At 66.0% G+C, this 25366-nt stretch carries 29 protein-coding genes and 1 pseudogene; 4 read left to right on the top strand and 26 right to left on the bottom strand.

Annotated elements, in window-relative coordinates; genetic code table 11:
- Positions 1-55: 55 nt before the first annotated feature.
- The 22 genes and pseudogenes from PV773_RS02575 to PV773_RS02470 all read right to left on the bottom strand — a co-directional run bounded on the left by PV773_RS02575 (position 56) and on the right by PV773_RS02470 (position 17069).
- A complete protein-coding gene (locus tag PV773_RS02575; RefSeq protein WP_347964925.1) occupies positions 56-1432 on the bottom strand; it encodes an ATP-binding protein in 1377 nt (458 codons plus the stop codon).
- A 46-nt stretch (positions 1433-1478) separates the two neighbouring features.
- Positions 1479-2144 (bottom strand): response regulator transcription factor, encoded by a 666-nt coding sequence (locus PV773_RS02570; protein WP_340035624.1) that lies wholly within the window; start codon positions 2142-2144, stop codon positions 1479-1481.
- 66 nt (positions 2145-2210) lie between these two features.
- A complete protein-coding gene (locus PV773_RS02565) occupies positions 2211-2507 on the bottom strand; it encodes a hypothetical protein (protein WP_347964817.1) in 297 nt (98 codons plus the stop codon).
- Positions 2508-2581: 74 nt separating this feature from the next.
- The gene (locus PV773_RS02560; RefSeq protein WP_347964816.1) at positions 2582-2797 is read right to left on the bottom strand and encodes a hypothetical protein; all 216 of its coding nucleotides are present in this window, start codon (positions 2795-2797) and stop codon (positions 2582-2584) included.
- 24 nt (positions 2798-2821) lie between these two features.
- Positions 2822-6718 carry a glycoside hydrolase/phage tail family protein gene (locus tag PV773_RS02555; RefSeq protein ID WP_347964815.1) on the bottom strand — a complete coding sequence of 1299 codons (3897 nt, stop codon included), beginning with the start codon at positions 6716-6718 and terminating at the stop codon, positions 2822-2824.
- Positions 6719-6744: 26 nt separating this feature from the next.
- A complete protein-coding gene (locus tag PV773_RS02550) occupies positions 6745-7179 on the bottom strand; it encodes an NlpC/P60 family protein (protein WP_347964814.1) in 435 nt (144 codons plus the stop codon).
- Entirely contained in the window at positions 7176-8057 is an 882-nt protein-coding gene (locus tag PV773_RS02545; RefSeq protein ID WP_347964924.1) for a DUF2163 domain-containing protein, read from the bottom strand. Before PV773_RS02545 ends, PV773_RS02550 begins: the two co-directional genes overlap by 4 nt.
- A 2-nt stretch (positions 8058-8059) precedes the next feature.
- On the bottom strand, positions 8060-8701 hold the full coding sequence (locus PV773_RS02540) for a DUF2460 domain-containing protein (RefSeq protein WP_347964923.1): 642 nt from the start codon (positions 8699-8701) through the stop codon (positions 8060-8062).
- An 18-nt stretch (positions 8702-8719) separates the two neighbouring features.
- On the bottom strand, positions 8720-9277 hold the full coding sequence (locus PV773_RS02535; protein ID WP_347964922.1) for a phage tail tape measure protein: 558 nt from the start codon (positions 9275-9277) through the stop codon (positions 8720-8722).
- Between the two features lie 19 nt (positions 9278-9296).
- A complete protein-coding gene (locus PV773_RS02530; RefSeq protein WP_347964813.1) occupies positions 9297-9512 on the bottom strand; it encodes a rcc01693 family protein in 216 nt (71 codons plus the stop codon).
- Positions 9509-9850 (bottom strand): gene transfer agent family protein, encoded by a 342-nt coding sequence (locus PV773_RS02525; RefSeq protein WP_347964812.1) that lies wholly within the window; start codon positions 9848-9850, stop codon positions 9509-9511. The genes PV773_RS02530 and PV773_RS02525 overlap by 4 nt, the downstream gene beginning before the upstream one ends.
- Positions 9847-10263, bottom strand: coding sequence for a phage major tail protein, TP901-1 family (locus tag PV773_RS02520; RefSeq protein WP_347964811.1), 417 nt, complete (start codon positions 10261-10263; stop codon positions 9847-9849). The genes PV773_RS02525 and PV773_RS02520 overlap by 4 nt, the downstream gene beginning before the upstream one ends.
- A gap of 40 nt (positions 10264-10303) precedes the next feature.
- Positions 10304-10714: a DUF3168 domain-containing protein gene (locus PV773_RS02515; protein ID WP_347964810.1), complete on the bottom strand. Its 411-nt coding sequence runs from the start codon at positions 10712-10714 to the stop codon at positions 10304-10306.
- Entirely contained in the window at positions 10695-10874 is a 180-nt protein-coding gene (locus tag PV773_RS02510) for a hypothetical protein (protein WP_340035615.1), read from the bottom strand. Before PV773_RS02510 ends, PV773_RS02515 begins: the two co-directional genes overlap by 20 nt.
- Positions 10871-11206: a phage head closure protein gene (locus tag PV773_RS02505; protein ID WP_347964809.1), complete on the bottom strand. Its 336-nt coding sequence runs from the start codon at positions 11204-11206 to the stop codon at positions 10871-10873. The genes PV773_RS02510 and PV773_RS02505 overlap by 4 nt, the downstream gene beginning before the upstream one ends.
- Positions 11206-11775, bottom strand: a complete 570-nt coding sequence (locus tag PV773_RS02500) for a head-tail connector protein (RefSeq protein ID WP_347964808.1) — start codon at positions 11773-11775, stop codon at positions 11206-11208. The genes PV773_RS02505 and PV773_RS02500 overlap by 1 nt, the downstream gene beginning before the upstream one ends.
- Positions 11776-11879: 104 nt before the next feature.
- On the bottom strand, positions 11880-13139 hold the full coding sequence (locus PV773_RS02495; RefSeq protein ID WP_347964807.1) for a phage major capsid protein: 1260 nt from the start codon (positions 13137-13139) through the stop codon (positions 11880-11882).
- Positions 13136-13822, bottom strand: coding sequence for an HK97 family phage prohead protease (locus tag PV773_RS02490; protein ID WP_347964921.1), 687 nt, complete (start codon positions 13820-13822; stop codon positions 13136-13138). The genes PV773_RS02495 and PV773_RS02490 overlap by 4 nt, the downstream gene beginning before the upstream one ends.
- Positions 13815-14165, bottom strand: a complete 351-nt coding sequence (locus tag PV773_RS02485) for a DUF6107 family protein (RefSeq protein ID WP_347964806.1) — start codon at positions 14163-14165, stop codon at positions 13815-13817. Before PV773_RS02485 ends, PV773_RS02490 begins: the two co-directional genes overlap by 8 nt.
- 25 nt (positions 14166-14190) lie before the next feature.
- Positions 14191-15367, bottom strand: a pseudogene (locus PV773_RS02480) (phage portal protein).
- Positions 15368-15379: 12 nt separating this feature from the next.
- Positions 15380-16660: a terminase family protein gene (locus tag PV773_RS02475; protein WP_347964920.1), complete on the bottom strand. Its 1281-nt coding sequence runs from the start codon at positions 16658-16660 to the stop codon at positions 15380-15382.
- Complete coding sequence (locus tag PV773_RS02470; protein ID WP_347964805.1) at positions 16626-17069, bottom strand: hypothetical protein; 444 nt, start codon at positions 17067-17069, stop codon at positions 16626-16628. Before PV773_RS02470 ends, PV773_RS02475 begins: the two co-directional genes overlap by 35 nt.
- Before the next feature lie 292 nt (positions 17070-17361).
- On the opposite strand from PV773_RS02470, the gene PV773_RS02465 reads away from it, so the two are divergent.
- The 3 genes from PV773_RS02465 (at position 17362) to PV773_RS02455 (ending at position 20743) form a co-directional block, all read left to right on the top strand.
- Positions 17362-19518 carry a PBP1A family penicillin-binding protein gene (locus tag PV773_RS02465; RefSeq protein ID WP_347964804.1) on the top strand — a complete coding sequence of 719 codons (2157 nt, stop codon included), beginning with the start codon at positions 17362-17364 and terminating at the stop codon, positions 19516-19518.
- Positions 19519-19623: 105 nt separating this feature from the next.
- Positions 19624-20208 (top strand): DUF1214 domain-containing protein, encoded by a 585-nt coding sequence (locus PV773_RS02460; RefSeq protein WP_347964803.1) that lies wholly within the window; start codon positions 19624-19626, stop codon positions 20206-20208.
- A complete protein-coding gene (locus tag PV773_RS02455; protein WP_347964802.1) occupies positions 20201-20743 on the top strand; it encodes a DUF1254 domain-containing protein in 543 nt (180 codons plus the stop codon). The genes PV773_RS02460 and PV773_RS02455 overlap by 8 nt, the downstream gene beginning before the upstream one ends.
- A 27-nt stretch (positions 20744-20770) precedes the next feature.
- Here PV773_RS02455 and PV773_RS02450 read toward each other — a convergent pair whose 3' ends face one another.
- On the bottom strand, positions 20771-20965 hold the full coding sequence (locus tag PV773_RS02450) for a hypothetical protein (RefSeq protein ID WP_347964801.1): 195 nt from the start codon (positions 20963-20965) through the stop codon (positions 20771-20773).
- 401 nt (positions 20966-21366) lie between these two features.
- On the opposite strand from PV773_RS02450, the gene PV773_RS02445 reads away from it, so the two are divergent.
- Positions 21367-22137, top strand: coding sequence for a DUF2336 domain-containing protein (locus PV773_RS02445; RefSeq protein ID WP_347964800.1), 771 nt, complete (start codon positions 21367-21369; stop codon positions 22135-22137).
- Here PV773_RS02445 and PV773_RS02440 read toward each other — a convergent pair.
- The 3 genes from PV773_RS02440 to PV773_RS02430 form a co-directional block, all read right to left on the bottom strand.
- On the bottom strand, positions 22124-22468 hold the full coding sequence (locus PV773_RS02440; protein WP_347964799.1) for a DUF1491 family protein: 345 nt from the start codon (positions 22466-22468) through the stop codon (positions 22124-22126). The genes PV773_RS02445 and PV773_RS02440 overlap by 14 nt on opposite strands.
- Before the next feature lie 74 nt (positions 22469-22542).
- On the bottom strand, positions 22543-23334 hold the full coding sequence (locus PV773_RS02435; RefSeq protein ID WP_347964798.1) for a peptidoglycan-binding protein: 792 nt from the start codon (positions 23332-23334) through the stop codon (positions 22543-22545).
- Positions 23309-25087, bottom strand: coding sequence for a HAMP domain-containing sensor histidine kinase (locus PV773_RS02430; protein ID WP_347964797.1), 1779 nt, complete (start codon positions 25085-25087; stop codon positions 23309-23311). Before PV773_RS02430 ends, PV773_RS02435 begins: the two co-directional genes overlap by 26 nt.
- Between the last annotated feature and the right edge of the window lie 279 nt (positions 25088-25366).

Raw genomic sequence — 25366 nt, 5'->3', positions numbered from 1 at the left:
GCGTCGCGTTAGTGCGCATCTTTGGCCGAAATGGGGCCGATTCGGCCAGTCGAATCTACTGCACTCCGCCCAGTTCCACGACTGCTTTCAGCCCGCCCAGGGATGATCGCTCCAATAACAGCCTGCCGCCATATTCCTTGACCAGATCGGCCACTATGGCGAGCCCCAGTCCGGTGCCCGGCTTGGTCTCGTCGAGGCGACTGCCGCGCTTCAGCGCCTCGCGGGCTTTGTCTTCAGGTATTCCGGGCCCGTCGTCCTCGATCAGGATCGCAAAGCGCGGCGGCTCCTCGCCGATGGGCGGCAGGGTTTCGACAGAGACCCTGACTTCGCCGCGAGCCCATTTCATGGCGTTTTCGAGCAGGTTGCCGACGATTTCCTCGAGGTCTTCGCGCTCGCCGGCAAACATCACCTCGCCTGCCGGCAAGGCGAGCGAGATGGTCGTGCCACGCGAGAGCTTGTCCATGACCCTCACCATCCGCTGCAGCAGCGGCGCAACCGGCGTGCGATAGACGACGCTCTCGCGCTGCGCCGCGACACGGGCGCGCTGCAGATAGTGATCGATCTGCTTCTGCATCGCCGCGGCGTGGTCGGAGATGAGCTGCCCCTTCGGCCCGCCCATCGCCCGCCCCTCGTTCAGCATCACCGCGAGAGGCGTCTTCAGCGAATGCGCCAGATTGCCGACCTGGGTACGGGACCGCTCGACGATCCTTCGGTTGTTCTCGATGAGGGCATTGGTTTCGTTGGCGAGCGGCTGGATCTCCGCCGGAAAGCGTCCGGTCAACCGTTGTGCGGTGCCTTCGCGCACCATGGCGAGCGCGTTGCGCACGCGGCCGAGCGGCTGCAGGCCAAGGAGGATGGCAATGGCATTGATGGCGATCATGCCGAAGCCGAACAGCGAGAGGTACGAGAACAGCCGCCATTCGAAGCCGCGGATCTCGTCCTCGAGTTCGGTGCGGTTGCCCATGACGCGGAACCGGGCGATGCGGTTCTGCGAATCCAGCACGAACTCGCTCTCGAACACTTCGAGTTCCTCGCCGGCAATGCCTTCCGCCTGATAGTGCCGCTGGAATTCGGTATCGAACGGCACTTCTTCGGCGCCCGGCGACGGCACCGCCTCGGTCATCGACGACGACCGCAACTGTCCCACCAGCCCCTTCGAAACCGGCTCCACCGACCAGTACCAACCGGATACCGGTTCCGAAAAGCGCAGGTCCCCGAGGTCCGGGCCGCCGGTAAGCGTACCGCTGTCCGAGACGCCGACCGAGCCGATGAGGTTGAACAGATGTGCAGACAGCAGGCTGTCGAAGCCGCGCTCGCTGGTCTGGCGATAGAGCGACCCGATGACCGTGAAGATCAAGGCGAAGGCCAGGATCGCCCAGACGGTCGAGAAGGCAATGACGCGGAAAGCCAACGACCGCGGGCCGAGGCTCAGCGCGTATCGCTTCAAGCGGGACAGACGTTTGTTGAGCTTTTCCGCCTCAGGCCTCCGGTTCGCGCATGCGGTAACCCATACCGCGGACCGTCTCGATCATGTCTATGCCCATCTTCTTGCGAAGGCGGCCGACAAACACCTCGATCGTGTTGGAATCCCGGTCAAAGTCCTGGTCGTAGAGATGCTCGACCAGTTCGGTCCGCGAGACCACCTCGCCCATATGATGCATCAGATAGGCGAGAAGCCGGAATTCGTGCGACGTCAGCTTCAGCGGCACGCCGTTGACGTCCGCTTTCGACGACTTGGTGTCGAGCCGGAGCGGCCCGCAGGCGAGTTCCGAGGAAGCATGGCCGGCGGCGCGCCGGATCAGCGCCCTCACGCGCGCCAGCACTTCCTCGATGTGGAACGGCTTGGTGACGTAATCGTCGGCGCCGGCATCGATCCCGGCGACCTTGTCGCTCCACCGGTCGCGCGCCGTCAGCATCAGCACGGGCATCTTGCGCCCTTCCCGGCGCCAGCGCTCCACCACGCTGATGCCGTCCATCTGCGGCAGGCCGATGTCGAGGACGACCGCGTCATAAGGCTCGGTGTCGCCGAGAAAATGCCCCTCCTCGCCATCGAAGGCCTTGTCGACGACGTAGCCGGCGTCGGTCAAAGCCTCCGAAATCTGACGATTGAGATCTTTGTCATCCTCGACGACGAGTATTCGCATGCGGTTTGGCGACCAGTGAAACTTGGGAAGAGATATAGGCCGATTCCGACCCAGGGGAAATCGGCGCTATTCGGCAGGGACCACCACTTCGACCCGGCGCGGTCGCTGTCCGTCCTTGCCGGGAACCAGAACGACGATGACGCAGACGGACCGGCCGCCCTTGTTGGACTCCGACGCCCTCGCCAAGGTGCCGCCATACTGGTCGGCCACCTGCTGCCCGATCGAATAGCAGTCCGCCTGGGCCACGACGTATTGTCCGTCGGTCGCGCCGCGCAGGGGCTCCGCCGCAACGGAGCTGGCCAGGAGGCCAGCCACCAGGGGCGTGGCCACCGCAAGCCGGAATATGGAACGAGACGTTGTCATGTCGGAACTTCTAATACAGCAGTGCTGAACGCCGAATGAACAATGAGTTCACGCAAATGTCGGCAATGGCAACCCTAGCGGTTGCCGCCGATCCGCTCCCTTGCACTCAGCCGCCCCAACAGCGCCACAAGCCCCGAAATCGCGGTGATCGCCTGAAGCAGCGTGTCGGTCAGCGCGGCATTGTCGACCCCTCCGACAGGCAGGCCGACAACCCCGGCGACGCCCACGAGCAGAGTGACGACGGAGGCCCAGATGGTTCGCGACAGGTACCAGGGTTTGACATCGGTCATGGCGGCATCCTTTCAAAGGTGGGCTCAGGCAAGCGCAAATCGCCGCGTGGCGGGCAATCCCCAGCCCACGGCGACACTGAATTGGCGAACGGTGATGTCGAGTGCCGTCGGAGGTATGCCGAAATCCGCGACGATCTCTGAGGCGGCATAGGTCCAGCCCGGCCCGGCAACGTCCGTCGAGCGGACGATGGTGCCGCCCACGGACGCCACGTCGACGCGGTATTCCTCCCGCTCCTCGCCGAGCGGGATTTCGCCCGCGTCCCAGCCGTCGGCGTCGATCCTGCCGCGCCTGACCCAGGCAACGGCAAGGTCGCCGTCATACGTCCGCTTCGCCCGCATATGGACGGGCGACAGGGGCAAAACCGCCCGCCGCCCGCCGATCTCGCTGTGAGCCGAATAGTTGCCGCCGGCGAAGTCGGCCCCCAGAGGGCCCACGCGCCAGTTGAGCCGAAGCCCGGCCTCGGCCGGCAGCAGGCCGGCCGCGACGACGGCTTCGTCGATGACAACGAAAGCCGCACCCGCCGCTGCGCCGGAGGCATTTGCGTCGCCGGTGCCGAGTTGGCCGCGCAGCAGTCCAGCCAACCGCCACATGCCGGGCGCGATCTCCGCCGCCGTCTCGAACTGGACGAGTTCCCACTCGCCGTTCGCGGACCGGATGGCGGCGAGATTGGCGCCATTGAGCAGTTGCGCGCGGCTTACGCTCGCAAGTTCGCCTTCATAGAGCTCGACCGTCATGCCGGCGGCCCGGTCGATCCTGCCCACCACGCCCGGCGGCATGGCCGTTCCCAACACGCCCATCTCGGCGCGACGAACCACCGATCCGCGCAGCACGAAGCCGGTATCCTCGGGGGAAACGAGCAGTGCCTGGCTTCGCCAGGGCGTCTGGATCGCGGCGACGCGAAACTGCTCATGCGGGGGTGCGGAGGAACTCCCCATCATCGGAAGGTCGAGGAACACCACGTGAGGTTGACCCGCGATGGAAGACAGCGCGGGTTCGACACCCGCATAGGACGATCGCCACGCAGCCGGCACGGCGCGATTGAGCTGGCGCGCCACGACGCGCCTGACCAACCCCTGTTCGATTTCGGTGACCAGGAACTCCGAGTTGCTGCCGGATGCCGGCACCTTGACGATCGTGCCAGGCTCGACGTCGGCCCGAGGCTCGGCAACCGCGAAGTTCAGCCGCTCGCGCTCGCCCCATCGGCGTCTCATCCAGTCCTGGGCAAGCGCCCGCGCCTGCCCCGCTTCGAGCACTCCGGGTAACGAAATGGTGTGTTGCCGGCTCCCGCTGGCGCCGAACTGCCGGCTGCGAACAGCCGACGCCTGATAATCGGTCACCGGATCGCGGAAGCCGAGCACCACCTCGGCCGGGATGTCGTGGGACGGGGCGCGAATGATCTCGGGAGCGTGGTTTTCCCCCTCGATCGCCATTTCATCCAGCTCGACGGCCCGATCGCTCGATGCCGTCGACCGCCTGAAGACGAGACGGCCGGCCTGCTGGACCACGGACAAGCCATAGAGATCGACGAGGGGCTCGAGGGCCGCACGCGCCGACGTGGGATCGGCCAGGACGTATCCCGCCAGGGTGTCGTCGACGCCATCCGCATCCGCGGCCGGCAGGCCATGGTCCGCCAGGATGGCGTTGACGAGATCGGCAACGCTCGGGCCGCTCAGACGGCCGTTCAGCCAGTGCCCGCGATGCCAGGCCGAACCGTCCGACCAGGCGGTCGCCTGCAGGGGAAAGGCCGGGTATGGCCTCGCATCCCACGCCCAGACATAGGAGCGTGCCACGTCCACCATGCGGCCGCCATAGAGCGGTGAGTGCGGATTGCGCTGGGCATCGTCAACGGCTGGCTCCCAATGCCTGGCATGGGCCTCCAGCAGACGGCGCTGGGCGATATCCGATCTCCCACCGGCGGAAAAATACGGCACGCCGCTCTCGGAAGATTTGACGTCCGGGAACATGTTGGGCTGGTTCGGGCCCTTGTCGACGGCGGGACAGCCGATCTCGGTAAACCAGATCGGCTTGCTGCAGGGTACCCATGCCGTCGGGTCGGCCAGCTCGACGCCGCCACGCCGGTCGAAATGCCCATTGCTCCACCACCCCGCGAGGTCCTTGTAGCGAAAGACCCAGGCCTTGCCGTAGGCCCCGTCAGTGATCGCCCTGCGCGACCGCTGCAGCCTGGCGGTGAAATCGGGATAGTACCAATCGAAACCTTCGCCGCCGCCGATCGAGGCGCTCAGGCCGGCAGGATCATAGGGCGAGGCGAATCCATCCGGGTTGCCGCCGGCATAGTCGACGTCGCGCCAGTCCGACAACGGCATGTAGTTGTCGATGCCGACCGCATCGATTGCCGGATGTGCCCACAGCGGGTCGAGGTGAAAGTGGACGTCCCCACTGCCGTCGCTCGGGTGATAGCCGAAATATTCGCTCCAGTCGGCGCCGTATGTGATCTTGCAGCCGGACCCGGTAACCGAGCGAACATCCGCCGCCAGCGTGCAAAGCTCCTCGACGAAGAGGAAGGCCTCCGAGCCGTCGCGCAGCGTCGTCAAGCCGCGCAACTCGCTCCCGAGCACGAAAGCGTCGACACCGCCGGCGAGTACGGCCAGGTGAGCGTAGTGCAGAATGAAGCGCCGATAACCCCAGTCTGCAGGATTTCCCAAGAATTCGACGGTGTAGGTGGCAGGGTCAAACTGACCGACCGTCGCCTGCCCGCAGAAGGCATCCACCTGGCTGCGGGCGGCGGCGGTGCGGTCGGCAGAGCCGGGAAGCATCGGCGCAGGCGTGCAGGTGATGCGTCCGCGCCACGGATAGGGTGGCTGGCTAGGCTGGCCGTAGGGATCCGGCAAGGCGTTGCCCGTCGCAATGTCCATCATCACGAACGGATAGAGCGTCACCTTCAGGCCGCGCGCCCTGATCTCGGCGATCGCCTCCAGAACGCTGCGATCGGACGGCGTGCCGCCATAGGCAGCTTCGCCGCCGTGCTTCGAGACAACGAGGGCATCGGGTCGATCGATGCCTGCCGCGCTCCAGGCCGCCGACAGGCCGGAGGTCGAGGCGGTGGTGACCCCGGGCCTCAGACGGCAGTGCCCGGCGCGCAGGTCGTCGCCGAACCAGGCCACGACCAGGGCGACGCTCTCGAGATTGGGACAGAGCAGCTGCAGCTCGTCCAGGGACGCGGCGATGTCGGTGCCGGCATGGATCACGTGCCGGTTGATCGCTTCGGTCGCGCCAGGCCGCTTCTTGCGACTGACCAGCCTGGTCGAAAGACCGTATTCGGTGGCGCCGGGGATCAGGGAAACCGCACGGATGCGGCCGTACAAGTCGCCGACCGGTCGCATCACCTCGAACTGCATCTGCGGAATGCGGTTGCCGAACTCGCCGATGTCGAGGTTCTCGACCACGACATAGGCAACGCCGCGATAGGCCGGCGTGTTGGCGGCCCCCTGCTTGGCCGCGATCAGCGGATCGGCGGGCTGGTCTTCGGTGCCACGGTGCACGCGCAGGTCGATCGTGTCGCGATCGATCTCGCGGCCATCCGCCCAAACCCTGCGAACGCCGGCGATCTCGCCCTCGCACAGCGCAAATGCCGCGTTCGCATAGTAGGAATATTCCGTCAGCTTGGGACCGAGCTTGCCCTGCCGCCGGGTGCGGCGCGTCTCCTTGAAGCGGGTCGCCCAGATCAGCGTCCCGCCGATGCGTGCGGTGCCGTAGACGCGCGGCAGCGAGCTGCCCTCTTCGGCGGTGAACGGTCGGGGGCCGGACATCCGCGGCCCGTCGATCCTCCGGGTGCCCTCGATGAGCGCCCTGTCGACGGCATAGCCCGCCAGGGCGCCTGCCGCGGTGCCGATGGCGCTGCCGATCGGTCCGAGCATGCCGCCCAGGAATGCCCCGGCGGCCTGCAGTAGGATGGTTGCCATCGGTGCTCCGAAGTGAGTTGCCTACCCTAGTCTGGAAAGGCGAATGCGGCTGCCAGGCGGCGCCGCCACTGCGGCACCATCCGCGTCAGCGTCACGCCGTGATCCTGGTAGGCGTGAACGAAGCGATCCGCCTCAACGAGGATCGCGGCGTGCTTGGCCGGCAGGTACGGCCGCCAGCGGAAGACAATCAGGTCGCCCGCGCCGGCTTCCGCAGCAGGCTTTTCGCAAAAATGACGGCTCAGGCCCTCGAGCAGGCGCTCTTCTCCCGTCGCTTCGGCCCAATCGGGAGCATAGGGCCCGGGCCGTTCGAGTTCGTGGCCATAAACCTGGCGCCAAATGCCGCGCACGAGCCCCAGGCAGTCGCAGGCAACCCCCCTTCGGCAGCCCTGGTGCCGATAGGGAGTTCCGACCCAGCCAAGCGCCTCCTCGACGACGGCAGCCTTCGCGTCGCGCTTGGTCATGGCACGATCGGCCCGCCGTCGAACACACCGCCTTCCGTGACATAGGAATATCCGGCGTCATTGCCGGGAAGGTGCGGAAAGCCCCTGAAATTGGCCGCATTGGCGAATTTCGCCTTGCAGGTGGCGAATGCCTTGTCGCAGCCGGCGCGAACCGTGAACGGATCGCCGGCGGTCGGGACGGGCCCCGCGCCCGCCTCGAGCACAAGGGTCGCGCCGCCGGCATCCTTGCGGTGTTCCGATATGCGCTCGGTCCGCCCGGCGCGTGCGCCGCCCGTCCAGCTAAGCGTGCCATGGGTGAACCAGCCGGCATCGAAACCGAACAGTCCGGCGGCAACCAGCATGTCCGGGTCGGCATATGCTGCGACGGATCCCGCGGCCGCGAACTGCGCCTGGTCCAACGCCACCCCGCATCGACGGTCGCCAAGTTCGGCATCGCAGGCGCGGACTATGTAGCGGCCATTCGGCTGGTCGAGCGCGTTGGCCGAACTCTCGAGTTCCGCGACGAAGCGCAAGCCGCTGCGCGTCACCTTGCCGATGGTCGAAACCCGCAGCAGCGCGGAATGCTCAGGGATTGCCCAGTTGACCAGGAAGGTCTCGACCCTGGCGTCGTCGTAGAGCCCGACGGCGATATCCTCGCCGCGAATGGCGTCGGAAGACAGCGCTCCTTCGACGTCGACCGTATCCACGGCAAGGCCAAGCGAGGTGCGCGCCTCGCTGGCGCTCAAGCCGGATTCGGGCTCGAATGTCGTTCCGTCCAGCACAAGGGGCCGATCGTGATCGGTGAAGCCGATCGAAACCCCATCCGCCCTTGTCAGGCGCCAGCAATGGCAGACGGTCGTCACCGGTTGGCCGAGATGCGCGGCCAGATCTGCGGGCATTGTCACAGGCGCACCTCCACCAGCGGTATGGATGGTATCTGTCCGGCGCTGAAGGCGGTTAGGCTCAGCGACAGATGCTCGATGTCGAAGCGGACGGGGACGTGGAATTCGAACCCCGCCGTAATCACTGCCCCGGACCCAGGTATCGCCGATGGAGCGAATACGACCTCGCCGGTGGCATCGTCGAAGCTGAAGCCGGTGGCGGAAGGCAGTTCGACCCCAGCCACGGCTACCCTCAATGTGGCGATAGCCGGTTTCGCTATGAGCCGCCGATAGGCCTCGCTGCCCGTTCCATAGGTCTTCATGAGCGGAAAGCGGGCCCTGATACCGTCGCCCGTACCCAATTCCTGGTCGAACGGCGACGGTGCCTCGCCCGGCCGGCACGACTTCATGTCGAACGGATCCCTGAAACGGAAGGCGTGCAGCGAGCCGCGCCGCGCTTCGAAGAACGCCACGACCGCATGCATGTCGTCGAGCGACCGCACGCCCGTGCCGGCGTCGTAGCGGTGGCGCGACTGCGAGAAGCGGAGGTTGCGTTTCTCACGCCCGGACGTCAGCGACACGATCTCGTTTCGCCGTTCAGGGCCGCCGGTCGCGCCGAAGGAAACGGCGGCCGGGAAAACCTCGTCGTGGAAACTCGCCAGGTCCGACACGTGATCTCCTCAGAATGTGCGCATGCCGCGCGACACGGCCTTGGCCAGCATGCCGGTGATCTGCGCCTCCGACTTGCGGAACGACGCGACGTCCTGGGCCGTCACGTTGAAGACCACGTTGACGGAAGTGCCGCCCTGCGCGGCGACGCCCAGGCTGCCGTCGGACGAACGGCGCAGCGGCAGGATCGCCTCCGCACCCGCCTCCCCCATCAGGCCGACATTGCGGCCTGCGGGAAAATAAGTAGGTGTCGAGACCACGCCACCCGAGGCGAACGGAACGACATTCCCCGTCACCCCGCCCTTGGAGAAGGGGAGAATGCCCGAAAGCCCGCCGAGCAGGCCCGACAGCAGCGAACCGGCAAGCGATTGCAGCGGCTTCATGCCTTCCTGGAGCGCCATGCCCGCGAGGTTGAGGCCGATGCGTCGCAGCACGTCGTCGAGCTCCTTGCCGCTGACCACGGCACTCTTCATCGCGCTGGTCAGTTGTGCGCCGAAGCTGTCGGACAGCCGCTCGAGCGATTGCAGGGCGGTCTGGAACGGCGCCGTGTCGGCGCGGATCGCGACCATGAGATCTTCGGCCACAGGTTTACTCCGATTTGTCTGGGAACAGCGCCATCATCGCCGCCAACTGATGCTTTTCGGGCGGAGCGTCGCTCCCCTTGGGAAGCGTACTCATGGCGCGCTCGAGTTCTCGCGGCGTCATCGACCAGAAAGCACCCGGCGAAAGCCGCAGCAGGCCAAACCCCGCGGCCATGACGCTGTCCCACGGGAATTCGGCTGGCCTGCCCGCTGCGGCGTTCAAGGGTTTTGTCCGGCGTCCCCGCCCTTGCCGGCTCCGAAGGTCGCGGTCAGGAGGTCCGACACGATCGCGGCGAAGCCGGCCGCGGCACCCTCGGCATGCATGGTGCCGACCTCGGCGTCGGACACGTCGTGCCCGGCACCGCGCAGGCCCGCGGCGACGACGCGGATCATGTCCTTCGCCGACAGCCGGCCGCTCGAGAAGCGTTCGACCAGTGCCGCCAGGTCGTCCGCCGCATAGCTCGCCTCGAGTTCCGCCAGCGCGCCGAGCGTCAGGCAAAGCCTATAGCTTTGGCCGTCGAGTTGGGCGTCGATTTCGCCACGTCTCCTGTTCGCGCTCATGGCGCCACCGCGAACACAACGGCACCGGCCGACTCCAGGGCCACCTCGAAGCTCACCTCGCCGTCGTGATTGCCGGTGTATTCGAGCGCTGTGATCTGGAACGGCGCTTCGACGAGGCCGAAATCCGGTACGGCCAGTTGCCACCTGACGATCTCGCCGCCGAAGAAGCAGCTGCGGATCCTGGCGTCCGACTGCTGGTCCTTGAAGATGCCTGAACCGCTCACCGACGCGCGCTGCACGCCGCTGCCAGCGAGAAGCTCACGCCAGCGCCCGACCGATTCCGCGTCGGTGACGTCGACGGTCTCGCTGTTGAAGGCGATGCGTTTGGAGCGCAGGCCCGCGACGGTGACGAAGCTGCCCAGGCCGTTGCTGTCGACCTTGAGCAGAAGGTCCCTGCCCTTCTGTGCGACCATTGCTTGGTCTCCCGATATGATTTGAGAATTGCGTGGCCGGTCAGCCTGCCGGCTCGGTCACCGCGCGGAAACGCAGCAGGCCATGCTGCACGGAGAGCCTGTCGTCGAACCGCGCCTCGGAGAACTCCAGCCGCAAGCTGACGAGATGGTGGGCGTCGAGCGCAAGATTGGCTCCGTCGAGCAGCGCGCGGACCACCTCCATGATCTCCAGCGCCTCGCGCTTGCCCTGCGATTTCGACCAGACATGGATCGAGAACAGCTGTTCGGTGCCGCTCTCGGTGTCGGTGCTCCAGTCGTAGACGCTGGTCCGGCCGAAGGTCAGGTATGGGAAGATCACATTCACTGGGGCCTGGTCGTGTATCTTCGGGCCGCCGAGCAGCCCCAAGAGCTCAACACTGCCACCGAGTGCGGCAAACACCGCCTTCTGAAGTTCAGCCGCCGGGGCGGTCATCGCTTCGCTCCCTCGTCGCTGCGCGCCTGCTCCGCTCTGTCCGCCGCGCGTCCGTCGCGTCGCCACGGTAGCCTTGTTCGACGTCCTCCGCCAGTTCGTGCGCCTTCCAGCGCAAGGCTCGCTTCAGCCCCTCGAGCGTGAGCTTCATGGTCACCTTCATTTGCCCTGCTCCCGCGTGCGGCAGACCAGGTAGCGCTGGGTTTCGTCGGGATCGTGCACCGTCACGATGTCGAGCACGCGCTGGTCGCGGCGAAACCGCATGCCGCTCCTGATCCCCTCGCGCCACCTGACGGTGACGCGATGCGTGGCAGTCTCTAGCGTCTGGCCGGCGCCAAAGGAGCTTTGCGCCGCCAGCGGCTCCACCTGGGCGAACAGCGTCGCCCGTTCGACCCAGCCTTCGGTGTAGCCACCGAAGGCATCCGGCGTCGTCACGCTCTCCTCGAGTGCGAACTCGGTTCGAAGAGCCCCCGGATCGAGGAAGCTTGCGCGCATCAGAGCCTCCTCGCCCGGTAGCTGGCGATCAGCCGGTCGTAGCCCCGCGGGTAGGACGCTGGCTGGTCCTCGGCCCCGAAGCTCGCGCGAAACTCGTACCAGTGCGCTACCAGCTGCAGCATCGCGCGCTTGATAAGGTCCGGCACGTCTGGACCCGCTTCGCCGAAGCCGGCGCGAAAATCGACCTCTATGCCGTTCATGACGCGCAGTCGGTCCGGCTTCCGGTCGAAACGCAGGCGTGCGGGCCGTGACAGCGAATCCAGCTGGTAGTGCATCGGATCCAGGATCGACGCCTCGCCCTCGCTCCCGAAGGTCGTCACCGACAGGATCTGCCGCACGGGGTGGCGCGCAATCGCCACTGCGTCCCCAGGCGGCCATCCGTCGAGGACCAGGCGCCAGGCCTGGTCGATCAGCGCCAGGCCCGTCGTTCGTTCCACGTCCTCGCGCGCGGCGCGGATCAGGGCGCCGATCAGCGTGTCCTCGCTCGCATGGGCAATCCGCAGATGCGCCTTGGCCTCCATCAGCGTCACCGGCTCGACCGCCGGGGCGCTGGTCCTGATGAGGGTCATTCGTCACCCTTTGCGTCTGCTTTGAAAAGGAAGCGGCCCCGGCCGGTACGTGACCGGAGCCGCCGCGGCACAATGGCGAACGGGAGGGGGAAAGCCGCCCGCCCTCAGGCCGTGCCGTACTTCAAGAGCTTGATCGCGGAGAAGTCCTGGACGCCGCCGCCCACCCGCTTGGTGGTGTAGAACAGGACATAAGGCTTGGCCGAATACGGGTCGCGCAGCACGCGCACGCCGGCGCGATCCACCACGAGATAGCCTCGCGAGAAATCGCCGAAGGCGATGGGCGTGGCGTTGGCGGCCGCATCCGGCATGTCCTCGGCCTCGACGAGCGGGAAGCCCATCAGCATGGCGCGCTGGCCCGGTGCCGCGGGCGGCTGCCACAGGTAATTGCCGTCGCCGTCCTTGAGCTTGCGGATCGCCGCCTGCGTCTTGCGGTTCATCACCCAGTTGGCGTTCTGGCGATAGCCTGCCTTGAGCGTGTAGACCGTATCGATGAGTACGTCGGACGGGCTCGACGCCGGCAGCGCGCCGGAGACGCCGGTCACCACGTAACCGATGTCGCCCCAGGCCCAGCTGGCCTCGGCCACCTTGTTGTAGTCGAGGAACCCCTTGGGCCTGTTGACGCCATTGCCGTTGACGAAGGCCGCCCCCTCCTGCTCGGCGAAGGCCGCCTCCACCTCCGAAGCGATCCACTGGTCGAGATCGACGACGCTGTCCTCCAGCAAGGAGGCGGTCGCCGCCGGCATCGCGTAGAGTTCCATTGTCGGAAACTGCAGCTCGGCCAGCGTCGGCGTGGCCGTCTGGGGCCGCGCCGCCGTCTCCGCCACCCAGCCGACGGCCGGACCGGAGACGGTGAACGGCTTCTTCAGCACCGCGGCCGAAACCTGCCTGACCGCGGCGATCGACCGGATCGGCGACAGCGCCGACAGCCGGCGTCCGATCTCGGCTTCGGTTTCATCGGGCACCAGGTAGCCGCCGTCCTGACCCGAACCGTAGGACATCGCCTTGGAATCGGGCGCCCTCAGCTGCCGGTCGTCGCCGGCGCGCATGTAGAGGTCGAATGCCTCCTTATGTTCGCTCGGCGCAGCCCGCCCACCTTCGCGGCTCAGCGCCGGCCTGACGCGCTTGAGCGACAGGCCGTCGAGGGCGCGCTTATGCTCGTCGAGCGCGCGCGATATCCGGTCGACCTTCTCGCTGGTCATGACGTCCGCGCCCAGCCGCCCCTCCAGCTGTGCCAGGCGTTCGTCGTTGCTGTCCTTGAAGGCCTCGAACGTGGTCATGAACTCGCCGAAGGCGTCCTTCAGGTCGAGCAATTCGCCGCTTGCCGCCTTGACCTCGGGGGCGCGCGGCAGATGTGTAGCGTTCATGCGCTGTTTCCTCTTTGCTTGATCATGCGCGTGGCCTCGCGGATGCGTTCGGCGAGACCAGTCTCCGATCCCCATGCGGCGTCCCGCCTGCGCACGAGGCTGGCGAAACCCTCGGCGATGACGGCCCGGGCGTCGCTCCTGGTCAGCCCAGCATCCCGCGTGAGCCAGCATTCGAATTGTCGGGTGGTCGGGAGCTTGCCCCGGTGCTTCACCGTGTCGATGCGCGCCTCCGGCAACATCGGGAAGGTGACGATGGAGATTTCCCAGAGATCGGCCTCGAGGATGTGGCGGATTCCGGTCGCCTGCTCCTTCCGTGCCTTGACCGCCCGGAAACCGATGGACAGTCCGTCGAGCGCGCCTCCGCGCAGCAGGCTGTGCACCTCGCGGGCACGGGCCACGTCCTTTGCAAGCCTGCCGCGGACGAACAGCCCGCGCTGGTCTTCCCTGAGTTCCGTCCAGTTGCCGATCGGCTGGTTCGGATCATGCTGGAACAGCATGCGGATGCCGGCGGCACCACGGGTCCGCAGCGACCTGGCGAAGGCGCCCCTTTCGACCACGTCCTTGCCCAGGTCGACCCGGTCGAAAAGGCTGGCATAGCCGGAAAACGTCCCGTCCGTCGCGACTTCGTCGAGCGCAAGGTCGACGAACTTGCTCTCGCCGAGCCTCACCGTTTCCTCATTCATCATGGTCGCCCCCTTTCCCGCGGTCGATCAGCTTGCCAAGGCGGCTGCCTTCGAAGGCGCGCATCACCAGGCCGAGTGCCCACCAGGCGCACAGGCTCGCGACGGCCGCGCCCATCATCATCATCTCGGCGGCGCCGAGCAGGCGGTCGATGCCAAGCTCGGCGGCGATCTTGACGCCCGCCGTGCCTCCGAACACGAGCCCGCAGACGACGCCTACGGCGAACCGCACGGCGGCCTCGCGGCGGCCCTGCGGCAAGACGTAGGCAAGCGAGATCGCCGATCCGGCAACCGCGCCCGCACCCTTGGCCAGCCACAGCCAGCCGGGATCGGACATCTCCGTCATCGTCGCGTTTCCGTGTTGGGATGGTTCAGCCGCGGGGCGGATATCCCACCGCCTGGCGTTTCTCGTCATCGCTCAGGAAGCCGGCGGCTTCGACCCGCGTCCACAAGGCCTCCCGCTCGCTCGCCAGGCCCTCCACCTGGTCCGCGTCGTACCAGAGCTTCAGGCCACCGAAAGCCGGCGCGAGCCAGGCCGAGAATTCCTTGGCCGTGCGCGCAACCAGTGGCAACACGGTCAGGCGATAGAAGGCGCGGTTCGCCTCCTGGTAATTCGAGTAGGTGTTGTCGCCGGGGATGCCCAGCAGCATCGGCGGCACGCCGAAGGCGAGCGCGATGTCGCGGCTTGCCGAATGCTTGGCCTCGATGAAATCCATGTCCTTGGGCGTCAGGCCCATCGCCTTCCAATCGAGTCCGCCTTCGAGCAGCAGCGGCCGTCCGGCCCGCGTCGCGCCGGAGTAGCCCTCCTCCAGTTCCGCCTTGAGGCGGTCGAACTGGTCGTCGGTCAGGTTGCCCCCCGTCCTTCGGTGCATAGACCAGAGCGCCGGATGGCCGGGCCGAATTGTCGAGCAGGGCCTTGTTCCAGCGCCCAGCGGCATTGTGGGTGTCGAGCGCGATCAGCGCTGCTTCGAGCGGCGGAAAGCCATAGTGGTCGTCTAGCGGATGGAACAGCGCCAGCTGCATCGCGCTGCCGCCCTGCCCTCCAGGTCCCAGTGCGATGCGCCGACGCGCGCTTCCTTCGCGATAGTCGAGCGCCGACGGCCAGCCTCCGGCGTCGCTGGCGACGGTGACCCGGTCGGGCCTCAGCAGGTGCAGTTCGCGTGCCCCGCCAGCCGCCTCGACCAGCTCCACATAGGCGTTGCCGGAAATGAGCAGATGCCCGTACAGCGCCTCCATGAAGCCCGCGCCGGACTGCCGCTCGTTGGGTCGCGCCAGCAGCCGCAGAAGCGGATGGTCGTCGAGTTCGGCCGCACCGTCATAGAGCAACCAGGGTATCGCCGACGCCGTTTCCGAAATCAGGCGAACCGAGCGGTGCACGATCGGGTTGCGCATGAAGCCTTCGCGGGCCAGGGCGGCATAGTCCCGCCTTGTCCAGCGGGCCTCGCCCTGGGCGTGGATGGCGACAAACCCCGTCGACACGCCGCTCTTGCGCTCCGGCAAGGAGCCGCCGTTTCCGGTCTTGCGTGACCAGGGCCAATTAAGAGCCATCTTGTTTCCTGTTCAGAGAAAATCGCGTATGCGCGGCTCGGACGACCAGTCCGGCATCAGTTCGCCGATCGCCCAGACCAGCGCATCGACACGATCCGGCGAGCGGCCGTTCGACAGCCCGTCCGGTCCGAAATCGCACATCTCGTCTTCGAGCGCCTCGAAGCGGCCGGCGTGCAGCACCTTGCCTTGCTGGTAGAGCGCAGCGATCGGTTCGGCGCGCAGCCATTTCGCCCGCCGGGCCCTGACCGCCTTCACGGGCACGGCCGGGTCCACGGTCCGGATCACCGCCGTGGCCATCTCGCCGCCCTGGTTCGTCTCGACGACGATACAGTCGGCCGCGAGCCGGTGAAAAAGTCCCACCGCGGCGCCGGCCCATGCCTGGGGCTTGGCCGCGCGAACCGTCGCATCGGCAAGCACCACTGCCCTCCCCGCCTCGTCGCGGCCGGCCGCGACAATGCCGCAGGCATCGGAATTGCGGTGCGAGCTCGCCGGCGGATCAACGGCAACGACGATCCGGCGAAGATTTGGCGCCTCGCCGATCAGCACGCGTTGCAGCATCTCGCGAGACCACAAGGCATCCGGACGGTCCTCGATGAATTCTCCGTCCAGTTCCTGGCGTCCGAGAACCGTGCCGCCATAACGCGCGCGGATCGCGCTCAGAAATGTCGGCGCCAGATTGGCGCTGTTCTCCTCCGATCGCATGCGGGTCACGTGCACCTGCGGATCGGCCAGCAGCCGCTTCAGCAATGGCAGCGGACGCGGTGTCGTGGTGATGATCTGCCTCGGCCTCTCCCCCAGCCTGAGCCCGAACTGCAGCATGTCGAAGCAAGCATCCGGATACCTCCACTTAGCCAGCTCGTCGCACCAGGCCGCTTGGAACTGGGGCCCGCGCAAACTGTCCGGATCCTCGGAAGAGAAGATCTGCGCCACCGCTCCGCTTTTCCACACCAGGCGCCGGCGACTCGCTTCGAAGCGCGGCCGATCGTTGCGCGAGATCGTCATGATCCCGGATGGTCCCTCGATCATCACCTCCCGGACGTCCGACAACGTTTCTCCGACCAGGGCTATCGGCGAGTGCTGGGTGCTTGCAAAGGGCGGGAAGCCCCGCACCATGCTATTCACCCATTCCGCGCCGAGCCGGGTCTTGCCGGCACCGCGCCCGCCGATCACCAGCCATGACGCCGGTTGCCGCTCGAGCAGATATTGTTCGATCCGGGCGAAATGCACCCACTCGCGGTCGACCAGCCAGCCTTCGTGCTCATTTATGTTCTTCTGCGACCAGCACCCGTGCATAGTCTCGAGCGAGTTGGATGATGCGCCGGTCGATCCTGGCGAGCACGTCGGCCGTTTCTGCATCGCGCTTGGTCTGGCTCACTTTCTCGCTTTCGGTCCCACGGCTGAGCTCTCCGATCTTCTCGACCGTCTTCAATATCGAGGAAACCAGGTCGACCTGTCCCTTGTCGAAGGCGCCTTCGTGTTCGAGCCGCAGGCTTTCCACCTGCGCCACCAGCGCGTCGGCCAGCCTCGCCAGCCTCTCGTCCAGGCCGGTGGAAATCGGGGCCGTCCAGCCCTCGCGGACAATTTGCCTTTCGATTGCGGAGGCAGCCTTGCCGCTGGCCGCAGCCAGCAATTCGACACCTGCCGTAGCCCCTTCGTAGAGCGCGCGCAGCGCCCGTCCCCGTTCGACCGCATTCGCGCCCAACGCCAACCTCCAGGGTTCGATAAATTCGGAAAACGCCGGGCGAACTGGACGCACATGCGCCGGTCGCACTTCTTCGACGATAGCCAGACACTACCAGAGCACCGTAACGCAGTCAAGAATATATTCCTATTCTCATGCATTTTTCGTCGCCAACGACGATGTTACCGGCACCCCCTTGTCCCGCCACCGAAAATCGGGGACAAGACGCCCGAGGGGCGGGGGACGCGCGCCTCTAATTCGCCAGCAAGCGTATCTAGGTATAAGCTGTAGCAACGCGCCGGACCCATTTCGAATGGAAAGCCCACTCGAACCACGCAAGAGGAGAGGCCGACTGGCCGCTGGCCTGCTGGCCATCGACGCCTGGCTCGATTCATCTCTCTACGAACTTCGATTCCGCGCGCAGCAATTCTGGGAAAACGCCACCGTTTTCTTCCGACGCTTCCGGGTCAAGGGATGGCGGCGCGGCATCATCGAGCTGTTGAGCGAGGCTTTCACGCTCGGCGCCGGCGGCTCGGTCGTCATGCTGGCCTTGGCGATGCCGGCCTTCGAGGAGACGACGAGCGACTGGCGCAACCAGGACGACTTCGCCGTCACCTTCCTTGACCGCTACGGCAATGAAATCGGCCAGCGCGGCATCATCCAGCGCGATTCGGTGCCGGTCGACGAGATGCCCGACCATGTCATCAAGGCGGTCCTCGCCACCGAGGACCGGCGCTTCTTCGACCACTATGGCATCGACTTCCTGGGACTGTTCCGCGCGATGTCGGAGAACATGCGGGCCAATTCCGTGGTGCAGGGCGGATCGAGCATCACCCAGCAGCTCGCCAAGAACCTGTTCCTCACCAACGAACGTACGGTCGAACGCAAGGTCAAGGAGGCCTTCCTGTCGATCTGGCTGGAGATGAACCTCTCCAAGAAGGAGATCCTCCAGCTCTATCTGGACCGCGCCTATATGGGCGGCGGCACCTTCGGCATCGCGGCGGCGGCCGATTTCTACTTCGGCAAGCAGGTGAAGGACCTCAATCTCGCCGAGGCCGCCATGCTCGCCGGCCTGTTCAAGGCGCCCACCAAATACGCCCCGCACATCAACCTGCCGGCGGCGCGCGCCCGCGCCAACGTCGTGCTGACCAATCTGGTGCAATCCGGCTTCATGACCGAAGGCCAGGTTCTGTCGGCGCGGCTTCGCCCGGCCGACATCATCGACCGCGGCGAGCGCAAGAGCCCTGACTACTTTCTCGACTGGGCCTTCGAGGAAGTGCAGCGCATCGCCGCCAAGTCAGGCGTCCACTCGCTCGTCGCCCGCACCACGATCGACATGAACATCCAGAGGGCGGTCGAGGAATCACTCGAATACCATTTGCGCCAATTCGGCAAGGAATACGGCGTCACCGAAGGGGCGGTCGTCGTCATCGAGACCAATGGCGCCGTCCGCGCCATCGTCGGCGGCCGCGATTACGGCGCCAGCCAGTTCAACCGCGCCACCCGGGCGCAGCGCCAGACCGGCTCCTCGTTCAAGCCCTATGTCTACGCCACGGCCATGGAAAACGGCTTCACCCCGGAGTCGGTCATCTCCGACGCGCCGATCAGCTGGGGCGGATGGTCGCCGAAGAACTACACGCGCGGGTTCTCCGGCCGCATCACGCTCACCACCGCGCTGGTGAAGTCGATCAACACAGTACCGGTGCGCCTGGCCAAGGAGAACCTGTCCATCCCGCCGATCAAGGCGATGGCTGAGGCCATGGGCGTGGAATCGCCGGTCAGCTCGCACAAGACGATGGTTCTGGGCACCTCAGGCCTTACGGTGATGGACCAGGCCACCGGCTACAGCGTGCTCGCGCAAGGTGGCGTCGTCGGAACCCGGCACGGCATCAACCAGCTGGTCACGCACGCCGGCCAGGTCGTCTATGATTTCAACAAGGATGCCCTGCCACCCAGGCGCGTGCTGTCGGAGCAGGCTGTCGCGTCGATGAACTCGATCATGGTCCAGATTCCCGAGACCGGCACGGCCCGCAAGGCCGCACTTCCGGGCATCCGCTCCGCCGGCAAGACCGGAACCACGCAGTCCTACCGGGACGCGTGGTACATCGGCTACACGGGCAACTACACGGCAGCCGTCTGGCTCGGCAACGATGACTTCACGCCCACCAACAAGATGACCGGCGGCTCGCTTCCGGCGATGGTCTGGCAGCGCTTCATGGCCTATGCGCACCAGAACATCGACCTGAAGCCCATTCCGGGTATCGAGAATCCCTTCGTCGACCCGGCCACCGTGGCCAAGGCCGACGAAGCTGCCAAGGCCGGCGCTGAAGCCGCGGCGACCGACGCGGCGGACCGGCCGCCGGTGCTGTCGAGCACGACGACCCGCACGCTGCGCGATATCGCCACCTTCTTCCAGCAAGCTCCGGCGATAGAGCCCCCTCCGGAGCCGAACACGCTCTCGGCCCTTTAGGCAGCGTAGGTCATTGGGCTTCTTTGGAAGCATTCGTGCCTCCTCGACTTGCCATCCCTTTGGATGACGGGATATTCCTCCAGCAACTCCATCCTGCGACGGCTCATGCTGAAACAATCGGTACTGATAGCGCTTGCGTTGGCCCTGGCCGTCGGAGGCGGAGCCGCGAGCGTCGGGCTGGTGCTCGGATCCGGAGAAGGCATCGGCGCCGTCTCGGTCGGTCCATGGACGGCCTACCCCGACATCGGCACGCCCGAGGCCGATCCCTATTCGAAGGCGCGCGTCGCGCGCGATGGCATCTTGGCGCTCGGCCGCGCCGAAGGACTGAGCTTCGCGGCGGAACGCGATTCCGACGGCGTGCTGCTCAGGCGCGAATGCACCTACCGGATCGAAGGCAGCCTCCCCATCGCGAGGTTCTGGACGCTCTACGCCACCGACAAGTCCCAGGTAGTCCTCAGGTCCCCGGCGCAGCGGAGGCCCTCGCTGAATTCCCTCGAAGTGCTGCGGCAACCGGACAACTCGGTGTCCATCGAGGTCGGTGCACGGGCAACACCCGGCAACTGGCTGGCTGTTTCCGGTTCCGGCGAGATGTCGCTGGTCGTGACCCTCTACGACACGCCCGTCGCCGCCAGCACCGGCATTTCCGGCATCGAGATGCCCCGCATTTCTAGGGGGCAATGCGATGCGTAAGCTCCTTCATGCTCTTGCCGTTGGAGTAGTCGGCGCCGGCATTGCCCACATCGTCATCCTGCTTTTGGTGCCGAGCTTCTCGGAACGGGATGCATGGTCGCGCCTTGCCATGGTCGCGGGGCCCAACAAGGTCGTCCGCCTCGACGCCGACATAGGCGGCACGCCGGTCGTGAAGGCGCTGGACCCCTCCTTCTTCGAAGCCGCCTGCAGGTTCGATCTCTCCGAAGGCGTGGTGCGCATCGACAACGCCGGCAAGGTGCCCTACTGGTCGGCCTCGGTATATGACCGCGGCGGCGAGAACATCTACAGCTTCAACGACCGCACCGCCACTGACGGCAGTCTCGATTTCGTGGTCGTCACGCCGGCTCAGATGATCGAGCTGCGCAAGGATTTGCCGCAGGAATTCGAGAAATCGATCTTCGTGGAGACGCCGATCGACGAGGGTATCGTCGTTGTTCGTGCCTTCGTGCCCGACGAAAGCTGGAAGCCTACGGTGTCGCGCTTCCTCGACGGCATCAACTGCGAGATGCAGTGACCGCTCGACACAGCCGAACGCGATCCCTCAATGCCGCGGCAGCGGCTCGTTGCGCCTCATGCCGTCAATGCGTCCCGCGCCGTCGTCGACGCCTGGCTCGCGCGACATCACGCGCTCGTAGCGGACGCCCGGAAAGATGATGATGGCTGCTGGCTTTTCCGCGACACGCAGAGGTCTGCGGGCGGTCCGCTGGCGCGGTATGAACGATACAACGCTGCCCATGTCTGCGATTTCCCTCTCGGTTGCACCGGAGCAAGCACGCAACGCCTCCGCGTCGATAAGGCCACCAGACAGTTAACAGTACGCTAACAAATCGCCGCTAAGTTTATGTTCATATTCGGCATCTCGCGGGGGCAGTTCCGCGGTTGCGGATAGTGTGCAAAGTTGTTCAGGCGTACGCGTTCGTGTCAGCATCGGACTTCAGGCAAATCGCCATCGGCCGCGAAAACGGAAAGCCCGAGAGGCTTTTTCGTGCAGCCGTTTCTGCCTTCTGTGCCCTGCCGCGCCCCTCGCGCCGCGAAATCGCCCAACTCGAAGACCTGACGTTGCCGCTCTTCGACAAGGTCTCGGTCGAAGCTCGACGGTTCGTTTCTGCTGCACTGTCCGAAAGCGAATATGCGCCAATGGGCTTGGTCAGGCGCCTTTGCGACGAAAGCGTCGACGTCGCCGCGCCCTTGCTTGTGCGCTCGCCGCTGCTCTCCGATGTCGCGCTCATCGCGCTGATCGGACGGCATGGCCTGCCGCATGCCCGCGCCATCGCACGGCGCCCGGGCCTCAACCAGGCCATTGCCGACCTGATCCGCGCGCTCGAGCGCCCTCGCCTCGTCTATCCAGAAGTACCGGCGGACAGGTCAGAGACGCCAGCGTCTGCACCTCGCGCCGACCATCTGGAGCACTCCCGTTCCGAAGGCACCCCGGCAACGGGAGCGCTTGCGGAAACCGTGCGTCGGCGGCTTCGGTCGATGATGGCGTCAAACGTGGCAAGCGCTCCGGAAGAGCGGGCGCCGGCCTATGAGCGGCTCAAGGTCACCGCGCTCACCGGCAACAGCGCCTTCTTCCAGACCGCGCTTGCCGACGCGCTGGAGATCGACTTCCAGACAGCGCGATCGATCACCGAAAGATCCGGCTATTCCTCGCTCATCGACGCCCTGAAGGCGCTGGAACTGCAGGAAGAGCAGGCTTTCCTCCTTGCAGCCGCAACCTTCCCGGGCCACTTCGCCCATGCGGAAGGCGTCAGGCTGTTCCTGGAGCGCTACCGGCTGCTGCACCGCGACGTGGCCATGGACAGGGTCCGCGAATGGAAGGCCGCCGCCGTCAGCGCGCGAATCCGTGAGAACGCCAATCGCCCCGATGCCGGCGCAACGCCGAAGGACAGCCACCTCAGGGCTTCGTGAGCGCAATCAGGTCCTGGACCGGCGAATTGCTTTCGATCTCGACGACCCAGATATCGGGGTCAAAGCGACGCTCGCGCTCGAGTCGCGCGTCGATCGACGAGGCATCTTCCGTGGTTTCGAGCAAGCTGAACTGGCGTTCGTCAGGTCGCGCCGAATCGTAGCTGGTCTGGGGAGCAGGCCCGTAGAGGGAGGTGGTGCCGAAGCGGTCGCGGGCGAGGACGAAGACGGCTCCGGCCTCGGTCGCCCCCCGGCTCAGGATGGCCGCGAAGCCGCCCTCGCCGAACACCCTTCGCATCAGGGCCGATACCCAAAAGTCTGTTGTTACGCGCATCCAGCCGTTTCGCTCTCCAGGTCGCCACGGCCTCTATAGCCTCATGCACCTCCCGCGCACAGGCCGGGAGCGCCCTATTCGGTCAGCCCGATCTCGCGCATCTTCTGGTAGACCTGCTGATTGGGCTCGCCGGTCTCGGGCAGGCCGAAGAGCGCCTGGAATTCGCGAATCGCCGCCGTAGTCCGACCGCCGATCACGCCGTCGATCTCGATTCCGTCATTGCCGAAGGCTTTCAGCCCGACCTGGATCTTCCTGATGCGTTCCGCCGGCGACGCTTCGCCGGCCTGGGTAGCGCGAAGCGCCGGTGACGGCTGAGACGGCCGTGGCTGCTGCGCTGGCAGCGCCTCGGAGCGCGGCGACGGTCTCGGCGTGATGCCTGCCGTCGTCTCGTCGGCGCCCAGTTGCTCGATCAGGGCATGATCAATCGTCCCCGTGACCGGCAGCCCCACCTTTTGCTGGTAGGCCTCGACGGCCCGGCGCGTGTTCGGGCCGTTGAGCCCGTCGACCGAACCTTGGTAGAAATCGAGGTCTCTCAGGATGCTCTGCACCTGTTCGACCTCGGGATCGCCCTTCTGCAGTCGCTGGGCTTCCTCGGGGCGCTCGATCGTAATGGTCGTCTCGGGCAGGGCCGGATCCGCCTCCGGAAACGCTGCCGCATCTCTAGTCGAGAAGAACGCCCCCTTGTGGGCGTAGGGCTGGTACCAGAGCGCGTTCGCCGACACGTAGAACAGCGCCACCAGGAACGCCGTCGAGCCCCCTACCAGCACCGGGTTGCGCGCGATCAACCCGCCCAGCGCCAGCGCGCCGTCCTGCAAAACGCTGCGGTCTTCGACTTGACGCCTAGCCTGCCTTGCGGAGCGAGCCATTGCGCATCTCCTTGATCCTGCCTGTGGGCAAGCGCATCAGTTCGCCCATGGCCGGCTCGGCGTGGAATGACGGGCCGTCGACAGGCAGGCTGATGGTTACCTTCGTTCCTTCCTGCGGAGCGCTTTCGATCGACATGGTGCCGTCGTGCAGCGCGACCAGCCCCTTCACCAGGGACAGGCCCAGGCCGGTTCCTTCGAAGCGACGTGTATAGTCGTTCTGGATCTGCATGAAGGGCGTGCCGAGGCGGGAAAGATGCTCCTCGGCAATTCCGATGCCGGTGTCCGACACCCAGAAGTGCAGGCGGGAGCCCAGGCGCTTGGCGCCGATCTCCACCCTGCCGCCATCGGGCGTGAACTTCACCGCGTTCGAAACCAGGTTGATCAGCATCTGCTGCACGGCACGACGGTCGGCGGTGACCTCTCCGGCGCCGGCGGCGACGTCGATCGAAACCGTGAGGGCCTTTGCCTCGGCCTGCAACGCCATCATCGACGCGCACATGTCGACGGCCTCGCGGAACCTGAACGGCTCCGGATTGATCGCATAGCAGCCGGACTCGATCTTGGACACGTCGAGGATCGAGTTCACCACGTCGAGCAGATGCTGCCCGGAATCGCGCACGATGCCGACATATTCCTTCTGGCGCGGCTCCTTGAACGAACCGAACATCTCGTGCAGCAGCATGTCCGAGAAACCGATGATCGCATTCAGCGGCGTGCGCAGTTCATGACTTACCGCCGCCAGGAAGTTGGATTTCGCCAACTCGGCGCTCCTTGCGGTGTCGTCCGCCTTGGCAAGGTTTTCGCGCAGGTCGGCGACCATGTCGTTCGCCCGCACGATAGCCACGATTGACGCACCCTCGCCCTTCATCATCTCCAGCGCGAATGGCTGGAAATTGTCGCCGGCGTCCTCCGCGGCCTGGCGCGGCAGGCGCAGGCGCAATTCCACCGCGCGGAAATCCGCGCCGCCCCGCATGTCGGCCAGCGCGCAGAGATAGGCCACGCGGTCGCCGACATGGATGCGGTCGAAGAAGGAGGTCCCCAGCAGCAGTTCCGGCTGCAGCCGCAGCAGGCTCCGCGACTGGTCGGAGACTTCGACGATGTCGCCATTGTGCGCGATGCGGAGCACGACCGCCCTGACTATGCTTTCCAGCCCGGTTGCCGGTGCGGCATCGCTCGAACCGGCACCATGGCCGACAAAAAGCGGTGCGCGCGCAGCGAGCGTCGCCAGCCAAGTGATCGACAGCAGCCAGTGCCAGCCGGAAGCCAGGGCGCCCTCGGCAAAGGGAGCGGAAGAAAGAAGGCTCGCCAACACCGCTGCTGCCAGGGCGGCAAGCGCTCCGAGGGTCGCCGCCCTGCCTGTGCGCCACACCCAGGCGGCCTCCACCGGAAGTGCGGCGAGAAGCAAAGCCGCCGGTGAGGTCAATCCGCCGGCAGCAGCGACGATCGCCGCGAGCGCCAACGACCCGGCGATCAGGGCAGCCGTGGCGACAAGCCCTGCCCGGCGGATGGGTGCGATCGAAAGGGCCGCGAGCCAGCTCAGGCTGAATACGGCGAAGATGACGGCAACCGTCGCTGCAGCCCCGAGATAGGCGGAAACTAGCACGACTCCCGAACCCGCGACGAGAAACGGTGCGACCAGCAGCGTGCCCACGAGCCGGCGCTGCCGCGGGCGCTCGGCATTCGAGGCTGCGGGATGGACCAGACGGTCGCAGCCGCCGGCCAACGCGCCGGAAAACTCACCGTATCTGGTCATGACAAAACTCAACGCTACGCACTCTTCCGTGGCTCGCTTCGCGGCTCTTCTGTAGTTGGCAACCAAACTCGCACCGAGCCTTTAATGAAGCGATAAAACCGGGGGATCACACCGCGTACCCGCGGCAAATATCGGACCGGCGGTGCCCACTTTCGAGGACAGTTCGCGTCATGGTAAACGGAGGGTTAGCCGGCCCATTCGCCCGGCTGAATCACCTTTCCCCGGCCGGGATTTCCTATCGCCCCGGTTTCGCAATTTAAATCAAATACTTACGAATCT

The organism is Mesorhizobium sp. CC13 (genome assembly GCF_039907765.1).
Lineage (GTDB): Bacteria > Pseudomonadota > Alphaproteobacteria > Rhizobiales > Rhizobiaceae > Aminobacter.
Note: the sequence above shows the minus strand (reverse complement) of the source record. Positions and strands in the feature narration are given on the sequence as shown.